The organism is Fodinicurvata fenggangensis DSM 21160 (assembly GCF_000686045.1).
Classification (GTDB): domain Bacteria; phylum Pseudomonadota; class Alphaproteobacteria; order Kiloniellales; family DSM-21159; genus Fodinicurvata; species Fodinicurvata fenggangensis.
Genome location: NZ_JMLV01000003.1, coordinates 272,955 through 297,126, shown reverse-complemented (window position 1 = coordinate 297,126; position 24,172 = coordinate 272,955). Strand labels below are relative to the sequence as shown.

Sequence of the window (24,172 nt, the reverse complement as noted above, 5' to 3'; positions counted from 1 at the left end):
ATCGACATTCTGAACGACCCCAGCACCCCCAGAATTTGAAGGGTGGGACTCCTAGCCCCTCTCCAATACTTGAGCCACCAATGTCCGGGCATCGCAACCCCCAACCACTGGCTCCAGGCGGCTCAGCAACAATGCCTTGACTCAGAGCCTCGCATAAATGTTCTCTATATGTTCTCATTCTGGACAGAGGCATTATGCGCAAACCGGAGACCATAGAACGCCTTTACCTCGACTTCGACGGCTTCTTTGCGGCGGTTGAACAGCAATGTGACCGGCGTTTGCGTGGTCGTCCCGTAGGCGTCGTTCCCTTTGATGGTACGGACAGGACGTCGGTCATCGCCTGCTCGCGTGAAGCCAAAGCCTATGGCGTCAAGAACGTCATGCCTGTCCGTGAAGCGAGGCAACGCTGTCCCGGTCTCGTTCTGGTACCCCAGAAGCCTGACCTCTATCGGCGGGCACACAACGCTCTCCTGTCAGAGATCGAGACTGTCATTCCCATCGACGCCGCCAAGTCCATCGACGAGCTGACCTGCCGCCTAGATGCGGCTGACCGACATGATCCAGAGGATTTGGCCCGGCGGATCAAGGCAGCGATCCGGGAGAACATTGGGATATGGATCACCTGTTCCATAGGGTTTGCGGCCAATCGGCAGTTGGCGAAGATCGCCTGCAAGGAAGGCAAGCACAGCAATGGACGTTATGGCGACGGTCTCGCTATCTGGCATCCGGACGACATGCCCGCCCCCCTCTTTGCAGTGCCGCTCAACGATATCCCAGGCGTCGGCAACAACATGCGGGTTCGCCTCCAGATGGCGGGCGTGGTCACCACGGAGGAACTGTACGGCCTCCAACCCAAGCACATGCGTAAGCTCTGGGGCAACGTGACCGGTGAGCGCCTGTGGTACGCGCTGCACGGCTACGATATCCAGGCTCAGCCTTCCGGGCGGGGTATGTTTGGTCACGGGCGTGTCTTGCCCCCAGATTCGAGAACAGTCCCGGCGGCACGTGAAATCTCCCGACTTCTCCTGACCAAGGCAGCTCGTCGCTTGCGCCGTGAGAATTACTATGCGGGTGGTCTTTGGCTCTGGTTGTCGACCCGCAGCGGCACCTGGCTTGGCAAGACAGAACTACCAATCGTTCGTGATGACCAGGCGATCCTCAAAGCTCTGGGGGGACTATGGGGCCAGGTGGAGAAAGCCTTTCCGCGTGGAGTGATGATCTTCCGCGTGGGCGTGACCCTCTACGATCTCTCCCCCGCGAGCGAACGGCAGCTCGACCTGTTGTTACGTGATGATCGAACTCGTCAACGTTGGGAGAACATCAGCCAGGCCATCGACGAACTCAACGCTCGCTATGCCGGGACGGTGGTCAGCCTCGGGTACTGGAACCCTCCCAAAGGCGGACACGTGGGCGGCAAGATCAGCTACACCCGAGTGCCTTCAGCGGAGGACTTCTGGTGAGTGGTTGGAAAGAGAACATCCGTGTCGGCGACTTGGCCGACGAACAGAAGCTGGAAGCCCGCTGTCGGAAGTGTGGGCATACGCATTACCTCACACGTGCGATTGTCTGTGTGTCGCCGGAGCGGGAGTTTCTGTCGATTGCCGAACTGGAGCAGGAGACGATCTGCAAAGCTCGGGGCTGTCGCGGCCAGGTTAGGCTCTCCATGGTACGCTTAGATGAGCTGAGCGGCTTCGTTGGCGGCCTTGCTTAGCCTAGCTCACTGCGGCTTCTACAAGATGCGGGCCGTCATTCTTTGGCGAGTTGACTGCCTTTGAGACTGGCCAGGACATCATTTCAGAGGCCTCCAGCGGAGCAAGGTCCGTCTTCTCCAAATCCAGCCATGGGTCTTCCTGGTCAAGCCGCAGTATGACCGGCATCCGAGGATGTACTTCCTTCACCAGGTCGTTGGCGTCTGTCGTGAGGATGGTGAAGGTCTCGAGTGCGTCTCCATCACCCATCCACTGTTCCCACAGACCGGCAAACGCGAAGAGGCCTCGGTCTTTTCGACAGAAGTACCAGGGCGACTTCCTGTCCTCCTCACGCTTCCATTCATAAAAGCCGTCCGCGATCACCAGACATCTGCGCTTCCTAAAGGCCGCTCGGTAGGCGGGCTTCTCTGTCACCGTCTCAACTCTGGCATTGATCATCCGACTGCCGATTGACTTGTCCTTCGCCCAGAAGGGAACAAGGCCCCAGACGAGCTGCGTGAGTTCCCGCTTGCCGTCGATCTTTCGGAGGATCGGAGCTCGTTGTGTTGGGGCCAGATTATAGCGGGGAGCTAGGTCTAGCTCGTAACCAATCACGTCAGGCGCGAAGCGATCCTGGATCTCCTGCAAGGCTCGGCTTTCAGTATAGCGTCCGCACATAATGACACGCTCTTCGATGAGATTACGCCAATCGTAACCCACGTTGTGACTGGGGTACGTACCCAGAAACTACCTTCACAGGCCGGTCGGTATGTGATTCAATTAAACCGTATAATCTGCGATATTACACAAGGTAAAGTTTAACAGCACCAAATCCTATGGCCGTTGGTGACCAAACCTTCCGAGAATAAGGATCACCGCTGTCCTCCCGTTCACTTGGTCTGCTGGGTTCAGACTATGTCTATCTACACTGATGAGGAAGCCTGTCCCCATGATCATTAATGTCCCTACCAGAATTGGTGGATGGGAAACCGTGGACTGCCCGGTGAATATAGCAATACCCGGAGACCATGAAGAGACCGTCGTAGCCTTAGGCCTGGAATACCCAGATGAGTTCGGCTCTCCTATCTCGCGGCCCTTCCGGCCATTCACCAGTCTGCTGCGGCGAACTGAGGGCCTTGGTGAGGCCCATGAGGAGTACGATCTCTTCATCTCTGTCAGTCGCGGCACAGAGGCAAGCCAATATCTTCTGTGGTGCAGCAGATCGTCTAACGAGGAGGAAGGCGCTACACCGAAGCTCGCCGCCTGGGTAGACAGAGAAGTGCTGCCGGCGATGCCAAAGGGTGCCGGAAGGGCAGAGGACAAACAGCTACTTGCCTGCGGGGTACTCTTCTACGCGTACCTCCAGTCCAACAAAGCAAAGTGGGGTTCAGGTTGGATAACCCCTACGAGCACGGCCTCGTCGGAGCAGGATGAGCAGATTGACTTTTGCGCTGTACTCCACGCCGCTCGTCTCAACTACCCACTAATCGTCGCTGATCCTTGTACAGAAGCCTTCGCGTTGATCACGGTCCACTGGGGATTGGACATAGAGGTCTCCATCGGGCTCAGCCAAGCCCAGTGGGAGCAGGTAAAGTCGGGACAGCAGTTAAGCCTGCAAGGACATGGTTACCACTACGAAGGGCTCTTTTTCTGGGACTACTGGCACTTTTCTGGCGGAACCAAGGGAGCACTACTGGTCAAATACGGTGAAGATGGAGGGGTTGGATTTGATGGAACGCTTTCCGATGCAGATATTCAGTTACAAATGGGAGACGTTGCATGACTGAGCACTCAGGCGAGAGAGGCCCGGATTCTGCCAACGAAGGGCATTTCATCTGTCCCGAATGCCTCTCCGAGAGACCGGGCTCTACCTCGTTGCCCTCCCCGGACCCAGAGGCGTCGTCAGAGGAGCGGACCCCGTGGTTCTTCGTCCAGCAGACCATCAGGTGCGGAGCATGTTCAATGTCGATTCCCGCCCACCTAGCGGAGCGCTGGGACGGCATCACTCTGGATGAGGCTCAGGAGGAATGGCGGACCACCTTTCGACCTACTCGATGGGGTGCAGAGGAAGAAGACCAGGGAGTCGAGCTGGCCCAGGATAGTGGTGATGAGCGGTGCCCCTATTGTCAAAGCACAGACGACTGCAGGCACCTCCTTCTACTGGTCGACAAGACGTTTCAGTCCGGCCAGGGCGGCCACCTTTTCGAAGCCTTCAACAAACGTTGGCACGCTATCTGTGATGCAGGTGGTGATGACTTCGATGGCAGTGATGCATTCGAAGACCTAATCGAAGAAGTGTACGATCTGGCTGATGATTGGGTTGTCGGTGACTGTGAAGGGGGACCGGGAGCATCCTCAGCAGTCGTAGCATTCTACGTAGCCTCTGGGGAACTAAACACGCAAGCGCTAGAGCAATTCCGGTCTAAGGTTGCGAAGTAGGTCAACTTCTATCGCTGTAATACAACGGTCAGCCTATCAATGTCTGGTATTCAAACACCCCGCCACCCTCCTACTGCGTAGCGTCCTCAAGGATGCGGTAGACCGATGACCTACCGATCCCCAAGCGTCTCGAGATCTCCATAGGTCCCATGCCTTCCGCCTTCAGGCTCAAGACCTCATCAGCTTTGGCCTTTGCCACTGGCTTACGACCCTTGTACTTCCCCTCCTCCTTGGCCTTAGCGATCCCCTCTCGCTGACGCTCCAGCATCATCTCACGCTCGAACTGTCCGATGGCCCCGATCATCGTGAACAGGAGCTTTCCTGTAGGTGTCGAGGTGTCGAGGTTGAGGTCTAGCACCTGGAGGTTGGCCCCCTTCTCCTGGATGGTCTCAGAGAGGGCCAGGAGGTGGGCTGTGGATCGTGCCAGGCGATCAAGTTTGGTGACCACCAGGGTGTCCCCGTCCCTAAGGTAATCGAGGGCCCTCTCAAGCTCCGGGCGCTTTTGAACGGACGACACCTGCTCCCGGAAGATCTTGCTGCATCCAGCGGCCTCCAGGCTCTTGAGCTGAGCCTCGAAGCCTGCCTTCTGATCAAGGGTGGAGGTGCGGGCGTATCCGATGCGAAGGGACATATGGGTCTCCAGTGTGTGCCAATGTGATCTATGACTATGTGGCACAGACTGTCCCAAAATACAATTACAATTCGTATGGGACACTTTGGGACTCATGCATGACTGTCCCGTTGAGGCAGGGTTCTGTGGGACACCGCTTCGAAATAAACTTCAGCTATGATAGGTTGAGCTGTCGAATCTATTACCTGATACGCATACAGAGAAAGTATTCATATGCAGCAAGAAAACCTACCCGTTGGGAAGCGTTTCTCTCATGTGTACCTCCAGCCTTCGTGTTTAAGCTCTGACAGCCAACGAATGAGAGTCCGCATCTATAGGCTTTTTATTAATGAGCCAAAATTCACTGGAGATTATACGGGAATAGATATACCTGCCTACTTAGAGGGGGAATTAGGAATAATATTGCCACGGAGCATATCTCTTATTGATTGGCGTGAATTCTTCATTGATTGCAGTATTAATGATTTATTAGATTCTATTACAATATTATGGAATATTTTTTATACGTCTGGATCAAGTAATCTTTGGACAGATGGTGTATCAAGGATTTTTAACGAAGAGAAAGTTCGATATAAACTAGATGATCGAGGGGGCGTTCATTTCTTTGAGGATGCTGAATTTGAATTTATATCTAGCTCCACAATCTCCAGATTGGGTAAGCCAAGGTACAACGCAGTACGGGTAGCTTTTGAAGATGCCCTTGCGGCTTTGGCAGGTGAGGAACCTGATACTAAGACCGCATTGCGCAGTGTCTTTGAGGCGAACGAAATTCTGTTCAAGTTGATGTTCCAAGTCCAGCAGCTGAAACAACAAGAAGTTACTAAAAAACTTGGACCGTATGTAGCTCGGTATTTTGGGGACAACCAAGATGCTAGGACAGCTGCTTCTCAGTTCGTTGCAAGTTTCGGGAATTGGGTGAATGGAGTGCATCCCTATCGCCATGGTCAAGCTACAGAAGACCCCAATCCCCCACCTCTTCCCTTGACTGTTGCCCTTGTAAGCTCAGGCGCATCGTATCTTCGCTGGCTCACCGAGCTAGACCAAGCTCAAGAGCGTTGGGAGTGAAGACCGATCAAACCCACAACAGGCTGCTCGGCCCTCTTAGGAATACTGTAGCCAACACAAGCCCACAAAGGTCAGGACAGATGTCGATCTGGGGAAGACCACAAATGATGAATGTATAAGACCACAGCGGCTATCGGCCCCTTTGGTTCGAACTAAGTGCCTCTTCCTATGTATAATTGAATATCAGTATATAAACACCCTCTAGTTGAATAATAGGAAGTCTACAGCTCAGTCTTGTGAAGATAAAAAATTATCAACTCTTGTGAGTTCGGTTGAGCAGGGAATTCTGTAAAAATAAGTTCCTACCCCCTATAGAGTCCTTAAGGGCATAGCACTTATCCATCCTTCTGGTGATCTCCTATCTCTAGCTGTCCTCAGTGACCCTATAGAACCCACGGGCTTCCTTCCTCCACGAGCATTGCTTTAGAGCAGCCTCAGCTCCCCGATTGAAGGTACGTGTCTCCCAACCAGTCAGTTCTGGATACCTCTCTTTCAACGCCTTGGTGGATATGTGGTCTTCATCCAAAGGAACCTTGACTAGGGCAGCCAAGATCTGCTCGCAGGCTTGCTCGGCCTTTGAGGTGGTCTTGTGCCCCCAGTACTGTAGGGTCCAGGGCTCCCACTTGACCCCTGGCAGCATCTGGACCAAGGGTTCTAGGTCTTCCTTAGGGTGCCTCAGTGCCAGATAGACCGTGGAGGCCTTTGCCTGGGTCTTCAGTTCCCCAGCATCATCCTCTTCAAGGAAGACCCCTCTCATCCTAATCCGAGACATGGCCTGTAGTAGGCGATGCTGGATCTCACCTAACTGCAGACCCTTGATCTGGTCTGGTGTCACGTCAGTTGTGAGGTCCCCACTCTCCGCCAGATACTGTCCCACCAGTTCAGGTGCCGGCAACTCCAGACACCCTAAAAACACTGCAACCTCGTAATCCGTGTAGTCGTTGGTGGCCGTTTCCTGCCCATAGGTGAGGAAGGAAACTTTAGGCACCTCTGACCCCTCTGAGGTCTTCACCAGCCTGGAGGGTTCTATGCCGGCCTTCTGGAGAGCCCTCTTCAGTTCCGATGAGGGGTCTACCTTCTTCTGGTCATCTGCCTTGAGGGTCACCACCAAGACAGCCTGGTCGTCCGGTATGACCTCCTTCACGAGGTGAACCAACTCTTGGCTCAGGACACTGTCTTCACCATCCCCTAAGTCCTCCAGGGCAAAGTTACGGCCGGACTGAGTGGTCTGGGCATAGTGGATTGTGATGTGGTCGAATCGCTTAAAGGCTGATGGATCGTGCTTCCAGTAGTGATGCAGGGGACGAATACCAGAGCCACTTTTGGTCTTCTCTCTCACCTCAGCCGCTGAGGAGACCAGTGTCCGAACACCATAAGAAGCGTCCAGGATAGCGATCCGCTCGAGCTGATTTGATACCAATGGGGTGGTCTGGACTAGGTGCTCACTGGCCTCACTACCGCCACGCTTCAGGACCCTTGTTGGACGAGAGGACTGTCTGAGGAACTTAACGACCTCAGCCCCCTGCATCTTGGTGTTCCTACGTGCGATAACTTGCAATCTATCCACCAGGTCATGATTCAGGCCCTCAAACCTCAAACATTTTGCGGCCCAACCCTTCCTCTGGCTCTCAACCTCCTGGTCAATCTGCTTCTTGATCTCCTCTATCGCCATCTTCTCGTCTTGCTCCAGATCTTCACGGCGACAGATTGCCTCAAGTGCCCCAGTCAGCTCTGGATATGAGTAGAGGTCAGCTTCAGCAGACCTGAAGCTCTCGTCGTGTATGAGCAGGTTCCGGGGTTTCTTCAGGTGCCGCATGTTGAAGGCCGCGCTGTCACCCTTTTGCAAGCGGACATGCGTCATCAGGAGTACACGGTGGTCTTGATACCTGTGCCGGTCATCAGGTGGATACGTGGGGGGAACTCGTTTTCCTGGAGCGCTGTGCCAGATCGCAACGTCTGCTTTGTCCAGAGCTAGATCCCCGGAAGTCAGGAGATCATAGAGGTCTCCAAGCTCCTCAATACGATAGGCAGCGATAGCGACAGACCAGTCTGGAGGACCATACGCAATGAGGGTCTTCACGAAGGATACGAGGGCCGTGGTCTTCCCTGCTCCCGTTGGAAGGTCAATCACATGCTTGCCGACATATTCACCAGCAGCAAGCCGACCTAGCAGCATACAGGAGGCTTCGATAGCTTTCCTATGATCCGACCCAACCTCCTGTCCCCGTGCCTCTAGCGTGGCCACAGTGTGATCCGCAGCACGCTTACCTAGGGCAATCGCTTCAGGCATGTAGAGGACAGTCCCGTAGTCAGAGCTGACATCCGGCACTGGAGCAGTCTCTCGATAAAGTTTTGCTTCTCGAGTGAACTGGTCACCCAGCGGTTCAACAAGAGACTGAGGGTCGAACTCGTCGTTCATTATAGACCTTTCGAGGTGAGGTTTCGGCGGTTGCTGGAAGCGAGGCGGAATAAATCCAGAACAGCACTCCCCCAAGTAGCCGCAGCTCACCGAACTTGTCACGCGGGATGAAGGGGTCGTGGGGTTTTGCCACAAAGTTTACGTGAAGGAAGGGTATTGAGCCCTTCCCCTAAGATCGCACCCTTATATACTTGAGGTGCCGGAACATCTTCATCGATATTTCTAGTTCCATCGCGTTCATTCCGACAATCCAAGCATGCGTGTTGGTCTCGTAGTTGACTTCTAACCAGTCCTCAATGGGCGACGGCTCTAGTGTGCCATCTCGCCTGGTAATGCGCTTGTCCCAGGACCTGAAGTATCTGCGGAGCGACCTGGGGGATTGTGGGTCTATGAAAATGTAGGACCCCTCGGGTAGCGCCTGCGATATCCAGACACGCTTACCATCACGCTTCCGGAAAAGCCCGGTTCGCACCACCCAGCAGGCTCCGCCTTCGAGGATCTCAACCTGACAATGGGCAACCTCATCGGCAGACCAACCGAACCGCGTCTGAAGGAGCTGCGCCAGGATGATGCTGTTGTCTTGGAGTGCAACGGGTTCCATAAATGGATACTATCAAGACTGGCAGGGATGGCAAGATTGCTACTCGTTAGATCGGAGTGACCCGTCCTGCCGGTAAACTCTTCTCAACGTGACCAGTGGTACGGAAGCCTCATGCGTCGAACCTATTTCATATCCGCAATCTTGGTCGCCTTTGCCCTCCTGCCCTCCTCGGACCCCTTGGCCTCCTCAGATGTCACGGGGCGAGCCTCAGTGGTCGATGGAGACACGCTGGAGATCCAAGGCCACCGAATCCGCCTACATGGGATTGATGCTCCTGAGAGCTCTCAGAAGTGCCTAGATCAATCCGGTCAGGAGTGGAGGTGCGGACAGAAGGCAGCCTTCGCCCTAGCGGATCGCATCGGACAGTCCCCGGTCTACTGTGAGGGTCTTGATACGGATGGCTATGGCCGCATGGTGAGCGTCTGTAGGAAGGGCAACGAAGACCTCAACGCCTGGATGGTCAAACAAGGATGGGCCGTCGCCTATCGGAAGTATTCTGAGGACTACGTGAGCCTCGAAAAACAGGCCCAGGAAGCCTCAAGGAACATCTGGGCAGGTGACTTCGTAAAGCCCTGGAGTTGGCGTCGTGGGGAGCGTCTAGGAGCCTTGGGTGGCACTTCAGGATCAGAGACTTCTCCGCTGACCCGTGACTGCAATATCAAAGGGAACATCAACCGGGAGGGGGTCAGGATCTTCCACATGCCCAGTGACCAGTATTACGGCAGGACGAGAATCAATTCTTCGCGGGGAGAGCGCTGGTTCTGCTCCGAAAAGGAAGCTCGGGACGCTGGGTGGCGTCGGGCAAGGAGATGACTGACGTGACTGCAGGCGTTATCGATGCTGAATTCACGGGGTCGATGCGAATGCCGCACGGAGTTGGGCAGTACATCTATGGCGCGACTCTTCTGTATCGGTTAGCATCTTGAGCAACAATGAATGGGGAGTAAATCGTGGTCCAAGGAGATGAAGCCAAGCGCCTGTGGGCGGCGGCAGATCAGCTGTGGGCAAACACCGGCCTGAAACCCGCAGAGTTCTCCACCCCTGTCCTGGGGCTGATCTTCTTACGCTACGCCGAAAAGAAGTATGCTCAAGCCGAAGCCAAACTGGGACCAGTAGGGTCCGGCGGTCGACGGAAGATCAGCAAGGCTGACTACGAAGCTGAAGGGGTCATCTTCCTTCCACCTGAAGCCCGTTTCTCTTACCTCATGGAGCTGACCGAGGGCGACAACATCGGCAAGGCTATCAATGATGCCATGAAGGCCATTGAGGAGGAGAACACGGACCTTCAGGGTGCCTTGCCTCGCAACTACACCCAGATCGGAAACTCGACTCTAGTTGAGCTCCTCAAGATCCTGGGCCCCATCGACCTGTCCGGAGATGCCTTCGGCAAGGTCTACGAATATTTCCTCGACAACTTCGCCCTGAAGGAGGGGCAGAAGGGCGGCGTCTTCTATACGCCAGAGTCCATCGTCAAGCTGATCGTCGAAATCATCGAGCCCTACCATGGCCGCATATACGACCCTGCGTGTGGCTCGGGAGGTATGTTCGTTCACTCCGCAAACTTCGTCGAACGCCACCAACAGAAGGCGATGGACGAGATCTCCATCTTTGGTGCCGAGAAGGACCAGACCACCGTCAATCTCAACAAGATGAACTTGGCTGTCCACAGTCTGTCAGGTGATATCCGGGTGGCCAACACCTACTACGAAGACCCCCACAGCTCCGTAGACAAGCTGGGAGGCCGTTTCGACTTCGTTATGGCCAATCCCCCCTTCAATATGTCCGGTGTGGACAAGGAACGGCTTGAGGGAGACCCACGCTTCCCGTTTGGGCTGCCTAAACCCGATAGCGCGAACTACCTCTGGATTCAGCTGTTTTACTCTACCCTAAATGAGACCGGACGCGCTGGGTTCGTCATGGCCAACTCGGCTGGGGATGCACGAGGTAGCGAACTAGCGATCCGACAGAAACTTATCGAGACCGGTGCAGTTGATGTGATCGTCTCGGTGAGTTCGAACTTCTTCTACACAGTCACTCTCCCCTGCACCCTGTGGTTCCTAGACAAGGGCAAGGCCAAAGGGGAACGAGCTGACAAAGTCCTCTTCCTGGATGCCCGGAACGTCTATCGCCAACTCGACCGGGCACATCGGGACTTCAGGCCTGAACAGATTGAGTTCCTGGCGAACATCGTCCGCCTGTACCGGGGAGAGGAACCTGAGCTGCTTCAGGGTAGCTACGACTTGTTGGCCGACAACGGTCTATCTGAGGGCTACGTTGATGTACCGGGGCTTTGTAAGGTTGCCATTCGGGAGGAGATCGAGATTCAGGGGTGGTCGCTGAATCCTGGACGTTATGTTGGCGCTGCAGCACGGAAAAATGACGATGTGGACTTCGCAGAGCGGCTGGGGGAACTGAGCGAGGAACTGGAAGTCCTTAACACCGAGGCGCGGGAACTGGAGGACCAAATCGCTGAAAACGTGGTGTCAGTACTGGAGGGGGCGCGGTGACCTTGGCCTGGCAAACAAAGAGGCTGGATACGCTCGCTCAGTTCCGAAATGGCAAGTCGATCAAACCGGGAGGGTCAGGAACCTATCCTGTCTATGGGTCCAACGGGACAATCGGAGCGTCAGAAGCCTACATGTACGAGGACGCTATCATCCTTGGCCGTGTAGGCGCGTATTGCGGCTCTGTGGAACGTTGCTCAGGAAGGTTCTGGGCTTCAGATAACACAATTGTCGTTGAAGCCAACCCCGAGGAAGTATCTACCCGTTTCCTCTACTACACACTCATTGATGCAAATCTCAACCGCCATGCTGGAGGAGCTGCCCAACCACTGCTTACTCAGTCACGCCTCAAGCCACTTGAGTTTCAAGTTCCTTCTTTGGCTACCCAACGCCGCATCGCCTCCATCCTATCCGCCTACGACGACCTGATCGAGAACAACACACGACGCATTGAGATCTTGGAGGAGATGGCCCGGCGTCTCTACGAGGAGTGGTTCGTCCACTTCCGTTTCCCGGGTCATGAGGACATCAGGTTCGTTGACAGCAACACCGAGTTGGGCCTTGTACCGGAAGGATGGGCAGTCGTCTCACTTAGCGATGTAACTTCGTTCATAAGCAGAGGCATATCTCCCAATTATGACGATGGAGCAAACAGCCGAGTAATTAACCAAAAGTGTATCCGCGATCAGCGGCTGACCATGGAGTTAGCAAGAAAGCAGCGTAAAAAAGTTCCAGATGACAAGAAGGTTCTCTTTGGTGACATATTGATTAATTCTACAGGTGTCGGCACGTTAGGACGAGTAGCGCAAGTATATGAAAATCTGGAGAATGTTACAGTTGATAGTCATGTGACTATTGTTCGGGCTTGCGCAGACATAAACACGTCATATTTTGGGCAACAATTACTGTATCTACAGCCTTTTTTTGAAGAACAGGGGGTTGGCTCAACAGGGCAAACGGAACTCTCTCGCACAAGAATTGCAGAAGCTGCGTTCCTCAAATCTCCTATGTGTATTCAACAATTATTTGGTGACACAGTTTTTCCAATGAAGGAAGAACAGCAGCTGCTGCATCGAAAGAACACCAACCTCAGGAGCCAACGAGACCTCCTTCTGCCCAAGCTCGTCTCCGGTGAAATAGACGTCAGGGAGGCCGAAGAGACCCTGGAGAAGGCCGTCGCATGACACCACCGTCTCCCGCCTATGACTACTCTGAGGATGCCCTGGAGCAGGCTGCGCTGGGGTTGCTCAATGAGCTGGGCTGGGAGACGGCGAACCTCTACAGCGAATGGTCGGGAGGCGCATCCAGCGAGGGCAGAGGAATCGACCATGAAGTCGTCCTCACTTCTAGGCTCCGTACCGCCCTGGCCAAGCTCAATCCCACCCTTTCGAGCGATGCCATCGAGCAAGCCGTGGAGGAACTCAAAAGAGACCGCTCGAAGCTTATCCAGGTCAACGCCAATCAGGAAATCTACATCCTTCTGAGGGATGGCGTAAAAGTCGAGGTCCCTGATGATCGTGGGGGCACAACTACAGAAACCGTACGCCTGATCGACTGGCGAAACCCTGAGAACAACGAGTTCTTCATGGCCTCCCAGTTCTGGGTACGCGGTGAGCTCTACAGTCGACGCTGCGACCTAGTCGGCTTCGTCAATGGTATCCCCTTGCTCTTCCTGGAACTGAAGGCCAGCCACAACACGCTGAAGGCCTCCTACGACGGGAACCTCACCGACTACCGCAACGCCATCCCTCAGCTCTTCGCGTACAACGGCTTCGTGGTGCTGTCCAATGGCTCCCAGACAGTCATGGGGAGTACTTATGCCCCCTGGGAACACTTCTCCGAATGGAAGCGCATCAACGATGAGGGAGAAACGGGGGTGGTGTCCCTCGAAACTGTGATCCGGGGTACTGCAACACCTGAACGCCTGCTGGACATCGTCGAGAACTTCACTTTGTTCGAGGAGGCCAAGGGCGGGCGAATCAAGATGATCGCCAAGAACCATCAGTACCTGGGGGTCAACAAGGCCATCGCGAAGCTAGGTGACGTCAGGCAACGTCCGAAGGACCAGGCAGGGCAGCTTGGGGTCTTCTGGCATACCCAGGGATCCGGTAAGTCCCTCTCCATGGTCTTTTTCACCCAGAAGACTCTCCGCACGATTCCCGGCAACTGGACCTTTGTGATCGTGACAGACCGAGAGGAACTGGATGAACAGATCTACAAGACTTTTGCCGCGACAGGCGCTGTGACTGAAGATGAGGCTCACGCGACCAGTGGGGCGAATCTGAAACAGCTACTTACCGAAGACCACAGATATGTCTTCACCCTGATCCACAAATTCGGGACTAATCAGGGGGAGGCCTACCCGAAGCTATCTGATCGCCAGGACGTCATCGTTATCACTGATGAGGCTCACCGAACCCAATACGACACCCTGGCCTTTAACATGCGCTCCGCACTTCCCCATGCCGCATTTCTCGGCTTCACGGGGACACCCCTAATCGATGGTGAGGAGAAAAAGACCAGGGATGTCTTCGGTGGTTATATTTCAGTCTACGACTTCGGCCAATCCATCGAAGATGGAGCCACGGTTCCCCTGTATTACGAAAACCGTAAACCCGAACTTCAGTTGACCAACGACGACCTGTCAAAGGACATGGACAAGCTTCTAGAGGAAGCCGAGCTGGACGCTGATCAGGAACGCAAGGTCCAACGCGTGTTTGCCCGTGAGTACCATCTGATTAGCAGGGACGAACGCCTGGAGGCTATCGCTGAAGACCTGGTGCAGCACTTCACAGGCCGGGGGCACCAGGGCAAGGCCATGATGATCTGCATCGACAAGGCCACTGCCGTTCGGATGTACGACAAAGTCCAGAACTACTGGCAAGCTCACCTCACAAAGCTGAAAGGAGAACTGACCTCAGCATCCGATGAAGACCGTGAGGCGCTAGAGGCGACCATCAAGCGCATGGAAGAGGCCGACATGGCCGTTGTCGTCTCCCAGGCGCAGAACGAGGAAACCGAGCTGGCGAAGAAAGGCCTCAATATCAGGCCCCATCGCAAACGTATGATCGAGGAGGAACTGGACGAGAAGTTCAAGGACCCAAACGATCCGCTTCGCCTCGTCTTCGTGTGTGCCATGTGGACCACCGGCTTCGACGTCCCCTCATGCTCGACCATCTACCTCGATAAGCCGATGAAGAATCACACCCTTATGCAGACCATTGCCAGGGCGAACCGCAGAGACGCGGGCAAGGCTGCGGGTCTGATCGTGGATTACGTCGGTGTCTTCGGGAAGCTCCAGAAGGCTTTGGCCATCTACGGCGGGACCATTGGAGAGGACGACGGTGGTCAGCCCATCAAGGACAAGAGCGAACTGGTCGAGTACCTGAAGCACCTTGTGGCCCAGACGCTCACCTTCCTCACCAAACACGGTATCGAGCCTGAGAAGATCAAAGAGGCTGAGGGGTTCCAGAAGATCGCTTTATTGGATGATGCCGTGGAGAAACTGCTCGGCTCTGAGGAGACCAAAAGGTCCTACTTCAGTATGGCAGCGTCGGTATCTCGAGTTTACAAGGCCATCCTGCCAGACCCAGTGGCATCAGAGATCACAGCTGATGCTGTCCTGATCTCGGTCCTCGCCCAGAAAATGAAGTCACTAGCACCTCCGGTGGACATTTCGCACGTTATGGAGCAGGTGGAGGACCTCCTGGACCGATCGGTGGCTCCAGTCCCCTATCTCATCCATGAGACCCCGGACGAGAAGTTGTTCGACCTCAGCCAGATCGACTTCGAAAAGCTGAAGGAAAAGTTCGCCCAGGGTCGCAAACGGACAGAGGCAGAAAAGCTTCGGTCCCTCCTGAACCAGAAGATGGTTGAGATGGCGAAACTGAACCCAACCCGGTCAGACTTCCTGGAGCGCTTCGAACGGCTGATCGAGAAGTATAATTCCGCCAGCCTAAACATCGAGGAGTTTTTCGAGGAGCTGATCAACCTCACACAGGACCTGAGTGAAGAAGAACAGCGGGGCATTCGTGAGGGCCTCACAGAAGAGGAACTTGCCCTCTTCGACATCCTCACTAAACCGGAACCAGAGTTGACCGAGAAGGAACGAGCGGAGGTCAAGAAGACCTGCAAGTCCCTCCTGGAGACACTCAAGGCTGAAAAGCTGGTCCTCGATTGGCACAACAAGCCGCAGGCCCGGGGTGCCGTCAAACAGGCCATTGAAGTCGTCCTCGACCAGGGGCTACCAGAGGCCTACGACGAGGACATCTACGAGACCAAGTGCAACGCCGCCTTCAACCACATCTTCAGTGCCTACTCCGGCGGCGGGGAGAGCATCTACGCATCGGTTCAGTCATAAAAAGATTCACAAGCTGGCCAACACGTGATTCAATCAAACCGTATATTTTACGGTGTCAACACAAGTTAAAATGTACCTACGCAATACCCTAAGGCCGTTGGTGACCAAGTGCCCCAGGGATGGGCATCACCTCTGCACCTGATCTGCCTGATATAAAGAGAACCAGACCATGGCCATCTACGCTGACAAGAAACACGGGAAGCTCACCGGACAGTTCCGGGTCGAAGTCCAACGAGAGGGCCAACGCCTCCGAGCTCGCTGTGCATCCCTGCCCGACGCCAAGGCCAAGGAAGCAGAACTCAAGCAGATGCTCCTGGATGGCCCACAGTTGACTCAGGACTCGCAAGTGATCCCGGAGGCACATGCACCTTCCAAGAAGCCCACGGCGGCTCCTGAGACCATCCTGGAGGCACTGAAGAAGGCTCAGGATCAAATGTGGGGTGGCAAGTCCCTAGAGATCGCTGGGCCCACCCAGGTCCGCGAGTGCCTGAAGCACATCGGGATGGACAAGCGCATCGACGAGATCAAGACCGAGGACATCGACGACTTGATCCCCAAGCTCGCCAGCAGTGGCAAGAACGGCTCTCGCTCAGACGCCACGGTCAACCGGCACCTGTCGGCCCTGAACAAGCTCCTGAAGTGGTGCAAGCAGCGCAGGTACCTCAGTGAGCTCCCGACTATCGAGTGGCAGGACGAAGAGACCCACCGCATCCGCTGGCTGACCCATGATGAGGAGGACCAGCTCCTCGACCTCCTGGAGAGCTACGGGGCCCACGACGTCGCTGACTTCTGCAGGGTCGCGCTGGACACTGGGATGCGGAAGAGCGAGATACGTGGTATTGAAACTCAGGACATCCAGGGCGTATGGGTCCATCTCTGGAAGACCAAGACAAACAAGCCCCGGTCGATCCCTTTGACCGACAGGGCCCTTGAGGTCCTCCAGTCTCGTATGGACACCGGGCTCTTCGGGAACCTTCACATCGAACGCATCCGACACTTCTGGAACAAGGCGAAAAGAGAGATGGGGCTCCAGAACGACGAGGGCTTTGTGGTCCACGCCATGCGTCACACCAGGGCCACAAGGCTCGTGGAGCAAGGTGAGAACCTCATGATCATCAAGCAGCTCCTGGGGCACTCGACCATCGTGACCACCCAGCGTTATGCTCACGTCAGCGACCAGAGCCTCCTGAACGCCATCAGGCACACAGGACATGAGGTCCTCAGTTCCGTAGTTGCGGGGGAATCTGGTGGGGGAATCAGGGGTATTGACTTGCGGACTCCGGCTGCTACACATGCCGACACTGAGGAAAAACACAGGTATATCAACCACCTGACAAAACCTGCGGACGTGGTGGAACAGGTAGACACACAGGACTTAAAATCCTGAGGGCATAGCCCGTGCGGGTTCGAGTCCCGCCGTCCGCACCATTTGATTCTCCATTTGGCGACGTAAGACATTCTTCACCTTTTCTCCGCTAGGCTGTTGGGCACAATCGAGCTTGTCCCCGGACAAGAGACGGTTGACCAAGGGGCAAAAGGCAATGGAAACAGGCGTGGCCAGATAACGGCCCGCTTCTGGTAACGGGTGAAAGAAACGTGGTGTCTTCGACAGCACAAATGAAGGGAGCGAAGACGGGCAGCAGTGAGACTGTGCGCCGTCACAAGGCATCAGCGCTTCTGGCTCAGGTCGAGCGCCTGAAGGGGCGCTGCATGGGACGAATGGCCGTCCATCTGCGCATCTCGAAGCTTGCCGACAAGGGTTTCAATCAACACCAGGCTCGGATTGTTTCCCAGGTCTTCGAAACCTCTCTCAACGCGTTGGAAGGTGACTTTTACCACCTACACAATCAGGACCTGGTCTTTATCGGCATCTCACGCCAGATCAAGGCGCTGGAGGCTGCCGAAGGCAAACTGGCCAGTTTGCTGGAAGAGCATGACGTTTCCCTCGACACCCTGCGCCGCGAACACATCCTGCTGCGCTTCAGCCTGGATCTCAAATACGACGTGTTTCTCAGTCACGTGCGTAACCTGGCTGTCCGGGAGCAGAGAGCACATGCGGGCGAGAGGGATGCAGACGACAACGGGTTTGATGACCGTCGTCCGCTGGACAGCAAGGGCCTGGCGGAACTGGAGCGCCTGCTGGAAAATGCGGACATCACCGACCTTGTACGCCAGCAATCGGCTTGCCGCCTGACAGACGACCTCAAGACGCAAAGACTCTTCACGGAGTATTTTACCTCGATCCGAGAGGTTGAACGCAACCTGCTGCCCGGTACAGACCTTCTGGATAACCGTGCCCTGTTCAAGTACCTCACCCAGATCCTTGACCTACGCATGCTGGTGGTCCTGCGCCACGAGGCTTCGCGCTCCAGTGATGAAATGGTCTCCATCAACATCAATGTTGCGACCTTGCTTTCGCAGAAATTCCTGAAGTTCGACCAGGAAATGCCCATCGGCCTGCGCGGGCGGTTGATGCTGGAGCTGCAATACGACGACGTCTTCAGCGACCTGAAGAACTTCGCCTTTGCACGCGACTTCGCTCTGCAGCAAGGCTATCGACTCTGCCTGGATGGAATTGGCCTGGACGGATTCTCCCGTATCGACCGCGATCACTTGAAAGTCGATTACGTAAAGCTGGTCTGGGATGATTCCTGGCCGTCGCGCTTCAACAATTCCGTGGCTCGTGAGCTGCAAAGCCTGGTCCAGCGCAATGGGCCGGATCACACCATCCTGCACCGCTGCCAGGATGAGAAAGTGATCCGCTTCGGACAGAAATTCGGAATCCAGCTTTTCCAGGGGCACTATGTGGATGGCCTGCCGCGGGCCAGACTGCGCTGAAGCGCTTCAGGCCACGCTGCTATCGCGCTCGCCTCCCAGAGATACCACCAAGGCCATGATGGCTTCGCTGGCTGCCTTCAGGGCGTCAGGATCGGCCGAGCGGACAACGAGTGTGGTGCCAAACCGTCCCCCCTTCTGGAAGGGATAGCTGCCAATCTCAACCTCGGTGAAATGTTCCTGTATCTCTGCCAACCCGCTGGCCACAACCGATTCTGGAAGAGATGCCGCAATGCTTTCGGAAAGCAGCGGCGCACCGCCATTCAATTCATGCGCGATGGCATCGAACTGGGCCTGCATGATCTTTGGAACGCCGGCAAAGATGTAGACATTGTTCTTCCGGATCCCCGGGGCGCCACTGACGGGATTGGGCACCAGGCTGGCACCTTCGGGGGTCCGCGCCATGCGCAGGCGTGAATCTGTCAGGCTGCTCCCGTAATAGTCCTCAAGAATCCCGCGCGCTTCTGGATGCTCGATCACAGGCACCGCGAAAGCGGCCGCCACACAATCCACCGTTATATCGTCGTGTGTGGGGCCGATCCCGCCTGTCGTGAAAACATAGTCGAACTTGCCACTCACCTCACGAATGGCAGGCGGCAGAATCTCCAGGGAGTCCGGCAGCACACGCACTTCTGCCAAACGCACGCCCTCTTCGTTCAAGCGGCGTCCGAGAAAGGAAAGGTTGGCATCCTGGGTACGACCCGAGAGAATCTCGTTGCCGATGATGATCAGGCAGGCCGTAACCACCCTGTTGTCTTCACTCACTAGCGTCCCCGTAACCCCGGCTTTCCATGCAACTCGAGAATTGCTGCTCGTAGGCGTTCTTCTCGCCCTCAATCCGCATGCTTTCGCTCAGCCTTGAGGAACCGGACAGAGGGCCGCCTGTATCAAGACCAGCATTCCGATCGCTGTCGATGCGACGATCGCGGGCCACAACGGCGCTGGCATAGGCGTTGCAACTCTCCAACGCATCCTGCTCGGAGACATCTTCACCTTGCTCGCGCCATCTGTCGGACACGCCATCGCCCATCAACAATGGAGAGCGATTGTCCGGGTGCGAGGTTGTCGTCCCAGAGGCCGCCGGAGCCTCCTGTTCGTTTCCTCCAGTGGACTGCTGTTGTGCACAGGCGCCAAGCAGAACGAGAATCCCTGCCGAGACGGCGGCCGCGCGCAGGGCAGGAAAAGCATATGGAAAGCGCGTGTTCTTCATGAGTGCAAGACTGTGCTGAACATCCTAAAAGTGCAAGCTCAAGAGGACCGCTCCGGTAAAAATTTCACCCCCACTTCTTATAGGCAATACTGGTCATGAAGTTCTCCGCACCTTTGCATAAAGCCCACTTGCTCCGTCGCTACAAACGCTTCCTGGCCGACGTTGTTCTGGAAGGTCAGGATGAAGCAACCGTCGTTCACTGCCCGAACCCGGGATCGATGATGGGACTGGATAAACCCGAATCTCCAGTTTGGCTCTCCTGGAACGACACCGGAAAGCGGAAACACCCCTATACCTGGGAAATCTCGAAAGCCGATGGAGACCTGGTTGGGATCAATACGAACCTGCCCAACCGACTGGTGACGGAAGCCCTTGAAGAAGGTCTTATTCCTGAGCTCTCAGCCTATGACGGAATTCGCCGTGAGGTGCGTTATGGAGAAAAGAGCCGTGTGGATTTCCTGTTGCAAGGTGAGCACCTTCCCGACTGCTATCTTGAGGTCAAGAATGTGCATTTGATGCGTACGGCTGGGCTTGCCGAGTTTCCGGATTCCGTGACTGCTCGGGGTAGCCGCCACCTGCAGGAGCTTATGCAGATGGTAAAGAATGGGCACCGCGCCGTGATGCTGTTCGTTGTACAGCGCATGGACTGTACGAGCTTCTGTCCGGCCGCTGATATTGACCCTGTCTATGCGAACACCTTCCGGGACGCCATCAATGCAGGGGTCGAGATCCTTTGCTATGATTGTGAAATCACGACAAAGCAAATCACCATACGGCAGCCTTTGCCGCTTTCACCTTCGTTTGGCTGACGGTCCGTCGTTCGATGAAGCTAGGCTGAACTTGAACTACGCCCCAAAAGGCGCAAAGTTAGATGGACTGCGGAATCACCCGTGACTGCCGAAGCCACTCGGCGCCAACCGGATTCAGGAAGCAATGCAGCAGGACGACTCAATGCTTGCTCAACGCGAGCAACGACGGATCACCATTCATCCGGCCGAAGATTTCGAGGGTATGCGTCGTGCCGGCAAACTGGCCGCCGAAACCCTCGACTACATAACGCCCTATGTAAAACCCGGAGTCACCACAGGTGAGCTGGATCGCCTCTGCCACGATTTCATCGTGGAACACGGTGCGACGCCTGCCCCGCTTAATTACAAGGGATTTCCGAAATCGGTCTGCACTTCGATCAATCACGTCGTATGCCATGGTATCCCGTCGGAAGAGCGCAAACTGCGCGATGGCGACATCATGAACATCGATGTCACCGTCATCCTGGACAGCTGGCACGGCGACACCAGCCGCATGTTCCTGATCGGCGACAAGGTTCCGGTCAAGGCCCGCAAGCTGGTCGAAGTTACCTACGAAGCCATGATGCGCGGTATCAAGGCCGTGAAGCCAGGTGCCACATTGGGCGACATCGGACACGCCATCCAGAGTTATGTGGAAGAGCACCGCTATTCCGTGGTGCGGGATTTCTGTGGCCACGGCCTTGGGACGGTCTTCCACGAGGCCCCCAGTGTCCTGCACTATGGCCAGCCCGGAACGGGAGTCGAACTGCAGGAAGGCATGTTCTTCACGATCGAGCCTATGGTGAACACCGGGCGCTATGACGTGAAGATCCTGGAGGACGGCTGGACCGCCGTAACCCGCGATCGTTCCCTCTCCGCCCAGTTCGAGCATTCCCTGGGCGTGACCTCGGACGGGCATGAAGTCTTCACCTACTCACCAAAGGGCTGGACCGCACCGCCCTACGTCGATGTGCCCTGAGCTGCCGCTGAGCGCCTATGAGTGGCCTGCCAGCGGATAACGGCCCCAGCGGCCATCGCCAACGTCTGCGCGAGAGGTTTCTCGAGCGCGGCAGCACGGCGCTTGCCGACTACGAAATCCTGGAAATGCTGCTCTTCGCAGCTAAGACACGTGGCGACACCAAGCCATTGGCCAAGGCACTGATCCGGGAGTTCGGATCCCTGGGCGGCGTGCTCAATGCGCCAACCGAGCAGCTGCAGAAAGTGCCGCACATGGGCACCTCCGGAGCAGCGACCGTGAAGGTGGTCACCGAAGCCGCCCAGCGCCTGGCGCGGGAAGAAGCCCACGAACGGACCGTGATCTCGTCATGGGACAAGCTGCTCACCTATTGCCACCTGCAGCTTTCTCACGAGAAGGTCGAGAACTTCCACCTGCTGTTCCTGGATCGCAAGAACAAGCTGATCGCCGACGAGCGTCAGCAGCGCGGCACCGTGGACCACACGCCGGTCTATCCGCGCGAAGTAGTGAAACGCGCCCTGGAACTGGGCGCCTCGGCCCTGATCCTGGTGCACAACCACCCCAGTGGCGATCCCACGCCCTCGCAGGCCGATATCGAGATGACCAAGCAGATCCGCACTGCCGCCGGGCACCTGGGCATCGAGATTCATGATCACATCATAATCGGCCGCCAAGGGCACAGCAGCTTTCGCAGCCTGGGACTGCTCTGACGAACCGCCTTCCAGGAAACGTCTCCGCTTACACCGCACGACTGAAAGTGCGGCCGGATGCTTCGAGATAAGAGTCGAAGGCAGACGCAACATTCCGCACGAGGAAACGGTTGTCCTCGGCAAGCGAAACCACGTCTCCATCGATCTGGATCAGGCCATCGGCGGCAAGCGCCTGAAGCTGAGGCGTATCCTGCAGAATCGAAGCCGGATCCTCTCCGAAACGATTGCAGACCGTGCCGAGATCGACCCGAAAGTCGCACATCAGGCGCTCGATGATCTCCGCCCGCAGGCGATCCTCATTCGTCAGCTCAAGTCCCTTCGTGGTGGCGAACTGTCCCTGACTGACACGCGCAGCATAGCGACCCAGCACAACGTTGTTCTGCACATAACCCTGCTCCAGGCGCCCGATAGCGGAGGCCCCCAAACCGATCAGGACATCGCTGACATCGGTCGTATAGCCCTGGAAGTTGCGATGAAGGGCCCCCTGCCGCTGCGCCTGGGCCATTGGATCATCCGGAAGAGCAAAGTGATCGATGCCGATCTCCTCGTAACCGGCCCCAAGCAAGGTCCTCTTGATGGCATCGGCTTGCGCAAGGCGCCCCTCGGCATCAGCCAGTGCCGATTCGTCGATCTTGCGCTGATGCTTCTTGAAGTCCGGGACATGGGCATAACCAAAGACCGCAAAGCGACCCGGGAGCAGCTCCAGGCATTGCTTGACCGTTGCGATGCAGGATTCCGGCGTCTGATTCGGCAGACCATAGATCAGGTCGAAGTTCACGCCCGCAACACCCGCTGCCCTCAACCCATCTGTCACGGCAGCAACCTGCTCATAACCCTGGATGCGATTGATGGCTTTCTGGACCAGCGGGTCCAGGGTTTGCACCCCAAGGCTGGCTCGCGTCACCCCGGTCGCGCCCAGTGTGTCAATCATCTTGCCCGTCAGTCTGCGAGGATCGATCTCGACCGCGACTTCCGCATCGTCCGTAAACAGAAACCTCCGCCGCAGCAGATCCATGAGAGCACGGAACTCATCTGGGGAGATAATTGTGGGCGTGCCACCGCCAAAGTGCAGGTGATTGACAGACAGCGGCCGCGAAAGCTGCTTCGCCACCAACTCGATCTCCTCGCGCAGGACCGACAGGTAGTCGATGATTTTCGTATCCTGGCGCGTGATTGTCGTATGGCAGCCGCAGTACCAGCACATGGAGCGACAGAAGGGAATGTGCAGATAGAGCGAGGCTGTCTGGCTGTAGCTCAGGGAAGAGAGCCAGTTCGCATAGGTTTCCTGCGAGACAACATCGGAAAAGTGGGGCGCAGTTGGATAGCTCGTATATCGTGGCAGCCGCGCATTCATGTAACAGGCGGCGATATCTTTATCCATGTCAGGTGATCTCTCGCTTTGACAGCTTCGCAGTGATGGCGACATGCGTCCGTTGCCCGAACGCATCGCCATTCTCACCGCGCATGCCGGTCCTGTCTTTGCGCGAGATCAATCTTGCAGCACAAACCTGTCGTTCCAGGCGCTGAGGGGTATCGACTTGCTCCCGAGACGCTGCCTTACGGCAACTCCACGGTTATCTCTTCCCCGCCATAACCATGGACACTGTCACGGGCCCTCACCGAAACTTCCGAAATGCCGTCCGGGATCTCGACGTTCGGCAGGCTGCGCGTGAAGGGCTGTTCCTCGACATGAGGGTGGGCCAGTTCGCGGGTTGCGAGGACCTCGCCGTCCGGGCCGACAACTTCCCATGCATTCGCATAGTGATCCCAGCCTTCATCGGTATGGCGAACGGTCACCTCGAAGCGGTAAAGCCCTTCAGCCCCGTTAACCTGGACCTCAAGAACATCGGCTTCCCCGCCATAGGCAGGATAGGCCGCAGCCAACAGGCCTGCGGCGATCAAGACGGGAGCGAAACTCAGCCCCCTTCTTCGCAATCTGCTGCACA

At 56.1% G+C, this 24,172-nt stretch carries 20 protein-coding genes and 1 tRNA gene; 14 read left to right on the top strand and 7 right to left on the bottom strand.

The window, feature by feature from the left end; all coding sequences use genetic code 11:
* Positions 1-194: 194 nt before the first annotated feature.
* A complete protein-coding gene (locus BP38_RS0107190; RefSeq protein WP_026987177.1) occupies positions 195-1,460 on the top strand; it encodes a Y-family DNA polymerase in 1,266 nt (421 codons plus the stop codon).
* A complete protein-coding gene (locus BP38_RS0107185) occupies positions 1,457-1,711 on the top strand; it encodes a hypothetical protein (RefSeq protein WP_035724060.1) in 255 nt (84 codons plus the stop codon). The genes BP38_RS0107190 and BP38_RS0107185 overlap by 4 nt, the downstream gene beginning before the upstream one ends.
* A 1-nt stretch (position 1,712) precedes the next feature.
* Here the strand turns inward: BP38_RS0107185 and BP38_RS0107180 are convergent, their stop codons facing one another.
* Positions 1,713-2,366, bottom strand: coding sequence for an SOS response-associated peptidase (locus BP38_RS0107180; RefSeq protein WP_026987175.1), 654 nt, complete (start codon positions 2,364-2,366; stop codon positions 1,713-1,715).
* Positions 2,367-2,637: 271 nt separating this feature from the next.
* On the opposite strand from BP38_RS0107180, the gene BP38_RS0107175 reads away from it, so the two are divergent.
* Positions 2,638-3,471, top strand: a complete 834-nt coding sequence (locus BP38_RS0107175) for a hypothetical protein (RefSeq protein ID WP_026987174.1) — start codon at positions 2,638-2,640, stop codon at positions 3,469-3,471.
* 726 nt (positions 3,472-4,197) lie between these two features.
* Here BP38_RS0107175 and BP38_RS0107165 read toward each other — a convergent pair.
* On the bottom strand, positions 4,198-4,758 hold the full coding sequence (locus BP38_RS0107165; RefSeq protein ID WP_035724055.1) for a recombinase family protein: 561 nt from the start codon (positions 4,756-4,758) through the stop codon (positions 4,198-4,200).
* A 297-nt stretch (positions 4,759-5,055) separates the two neighbouring features.
* Between BP38_RS0107165 and BP38_RS22540 the strand changes: the two genes are divergently transcribed.
* The gene (locus BP38_RS22540) at positions 5,056-5,823 is read left to right on the top strand and encodes a hypothetical protein (protein ID WP_155992265.1); all 768 of its coding nucleotides are present in this window, start codon (positions 5,056-5,058) and stop codon (positions 5,821-5,823) included.
* Between the two features lie 364 nt (positions 5,824-6,187).
* On the opposite strand, the gene BP38_RS0107155 is transcribed toward BP38_RS22540, so the two are convergent.
* The gene (locus BP38_RS0107155; protein WP_026987170.1) at positions 6,188-8,242 is read right to left on the bottom strand and encodes a hypothetical protein; all 2,055 of its coding nucleotides are present in this window, start codon (positions 8,240-8,242) and stop codon (positions 6,188-6,190) included.
* Positions 8,243-8,954: 712 nt separating this feature from the next.
* Here BP38_RS0107155 and BP38_RS0107145 point away from each other — a divergent pair.
* The 7 genes from BP38_RS0107145 (at position 8,955) to BP38_RS0107110 (ending at position 18,545) form a co-directional block, all read left to right on the top strand.
* The gene (locus tag BP38_RS0107145) at positions 8,955-9,656 is read left to right on the top strand and encodes a thermonuclease family protein (RefSeq protein ID WP_026987168.1); all 702 of its coding nucleotides are present in this window, start codon (positions 8,955-8,957) and stop codon (positions 9,654-9,656) included.
* A 137-nt stretch (positions 9,657-9,793) separates the two neighbouring features.
* Positions 9,794-11,350: a class I SAM-dependent DNA methyltransferase gene (locus BP38_RS0107140; RefSeq protein WP_081816516.1), complete on the top strand. Its 1,557-nt coding sequence runs from the start codon at positions 9,794-9,796 to the stop codon at positions 11,348-11,350.
* Positions 11,347-12,531, top strand: coding sequence for a restriction endonuclease subunit S (locus BP38_RS19500; RefSeq protein WP_051609082.1), 1,185 nt, complete (start codon positions 11,347-11,349; stop codon positions 12,529-12,531). Before BP38_RS0107140 ends, BP38_RS19500 begins: the two co-directional genes overlap by 4 nt.
* The gene (locus BP38_RS0107130) at positions 12,528-15,707 is read left to right on the top strand and encodes a type I restriction endonuclease subunit R (RefSeq protein ID WP_026987166.1); all 3,180 of its coding nucleotides are present in this window, start codon (positions 12,528-12,530) and stop codon (positions 15,705-15,707) included. Before BP38_RS19500 ends, BP38_RS0107130 begins: the two co-directional genes overlap by 4 nt.
* A gap of 169 nt (positions 15,708-15,876) precedes the next feature.
* Positions 15,877-17,094 carry a tyrosine-type recombinase/integrase gene (locus BP38_RS23315; protein ID WP_081816526.1) on the top strand — a complete coding sequence of 406 codons (1,218 nt, stop codon included), beginning with the start codon at positions 15,877-15,879 and terminating at the stop codon, positions 17,092-17,094.
* Positions 17,050-17,135 (top strand) — tRNA-Leu (locus BP38_RS0107115). Before BP38_RS23315 ends, BP38_RS0107115 begins: the two co-directional genes overlap by 45 nt.
* 189 nt (positions 17,136-17,324) lie before the next feature.
* Positions 17,325-18,545 (top strand): EAL domain-containing protein, encoded by a 1,221-nt coding sequence (locus BP38_RS0107110; protein ID WP_026987163.1) that lies wholly within the window; start codon positions 17,325-17,327, stop codon positions 18,543-18,545.
* Positions 18,546-18,551: 6 nt separating this feature from the next.
* Here BP38_RS0107110 and BP38_RS0107105 read toward each other — a convergent pair whose 3' ends face one another.
* Positions 18,552-19,307, bottom strand: a complete 756-nt coding sequence (locus BP38_RS0107105) for a competence/damage-inducible protein A (protein WP_026987162.1) — start codon at positions 19,305-19,307, stop codon at positions 18,552-18,554.
* Positions 19,300-19,752, bottom strand: coding sequence for a hypothetical protein (locus BP38_RS0107100; RefSeq protein WP_026987161.1), 453 nt, complete (start codon positions 19,750-19,752; stop codon positions 19,300-19,302). The genes BP38_RS0107105 and BP38_RS0107100 overlap by 8 nt, the downstream gene beginning before the upstream one ends.
* A 95-nt stretch (positions 19,753-19,847) precedes the next feature.
* On the opposite strand from BP38_RS0107100, the gene sfsA reads away from it, so the two are divergent.
* The 3 genes from sfsA (at position 19,848) to radC (ending at position 22,226) form a co-directional block, all read left to right on the top strand.
* On the top strand, positions 19,848-20,561 hold the full coding sequence (gene sfsA / locus BP38_RS0107095) for a DNA/RNA nuclease SfsA (RefSeq protein ID WP_026987160.1): 714 nt from the start codon (positions 19,848-19,850) through the stop codon (positions 20,559-20,561).
* Between the two features lie 142 nt (positions 20,562-20,703).
* On the top strand, positions 20,704-21,519 hold the full coding sequence (gene map, locus BP38_RS0107090) for a type I methionyl aminopeptidase (protein WP_155992263.1): 816 nt from the start codon (positions 20,704-20,706) through the stop codon (positions 21,517-21,519).
* Between the two features lie 17 nt (positions 21,520-21,536).
* The gene (radC, locus tag BP38_RS0107085; RefSeq protein ID WP_026987158.1) at positions 21,537-22,226 is read left to right on the top strand and encodes a RadC family protein; all 690 of its coding nucleotides are present in this window, start codon (positions 21,537-21,539) and stop codon (positions 22,224-22,226) included.
* A 28-nt stretch (positions 22,227-22,254) separates the two neighbouring features.
* On the opposite strand, the gene hemN is transcribed toward radC, so the two are convergent.
* Positions 22,255-23,607, bottom strand: coding sequence for an oxygen-independent coproporphyrinogen III oxidase (hemN, locus tag BP38_RS0107080; RefSeq protein WP_026987157.1), 1,353 nt, complete (start codon positions 23,605-23,607; stop codon positions 22,255-22,257).
* 176 nt (positions 23,608-23,783) lie between these two features.
* Positions 23,784-24,128, bottom strand: a complete 345-nt coding sequence (locus BP38_RS0107075; RefSeq protein WP_211250250.1) for a hypothetical protein — start codon at positions 24,126-24,128, stop codon at positions 23,784-23,786.
* Positions 24,129-24,172: the final 44 nt, after the last annotated feature.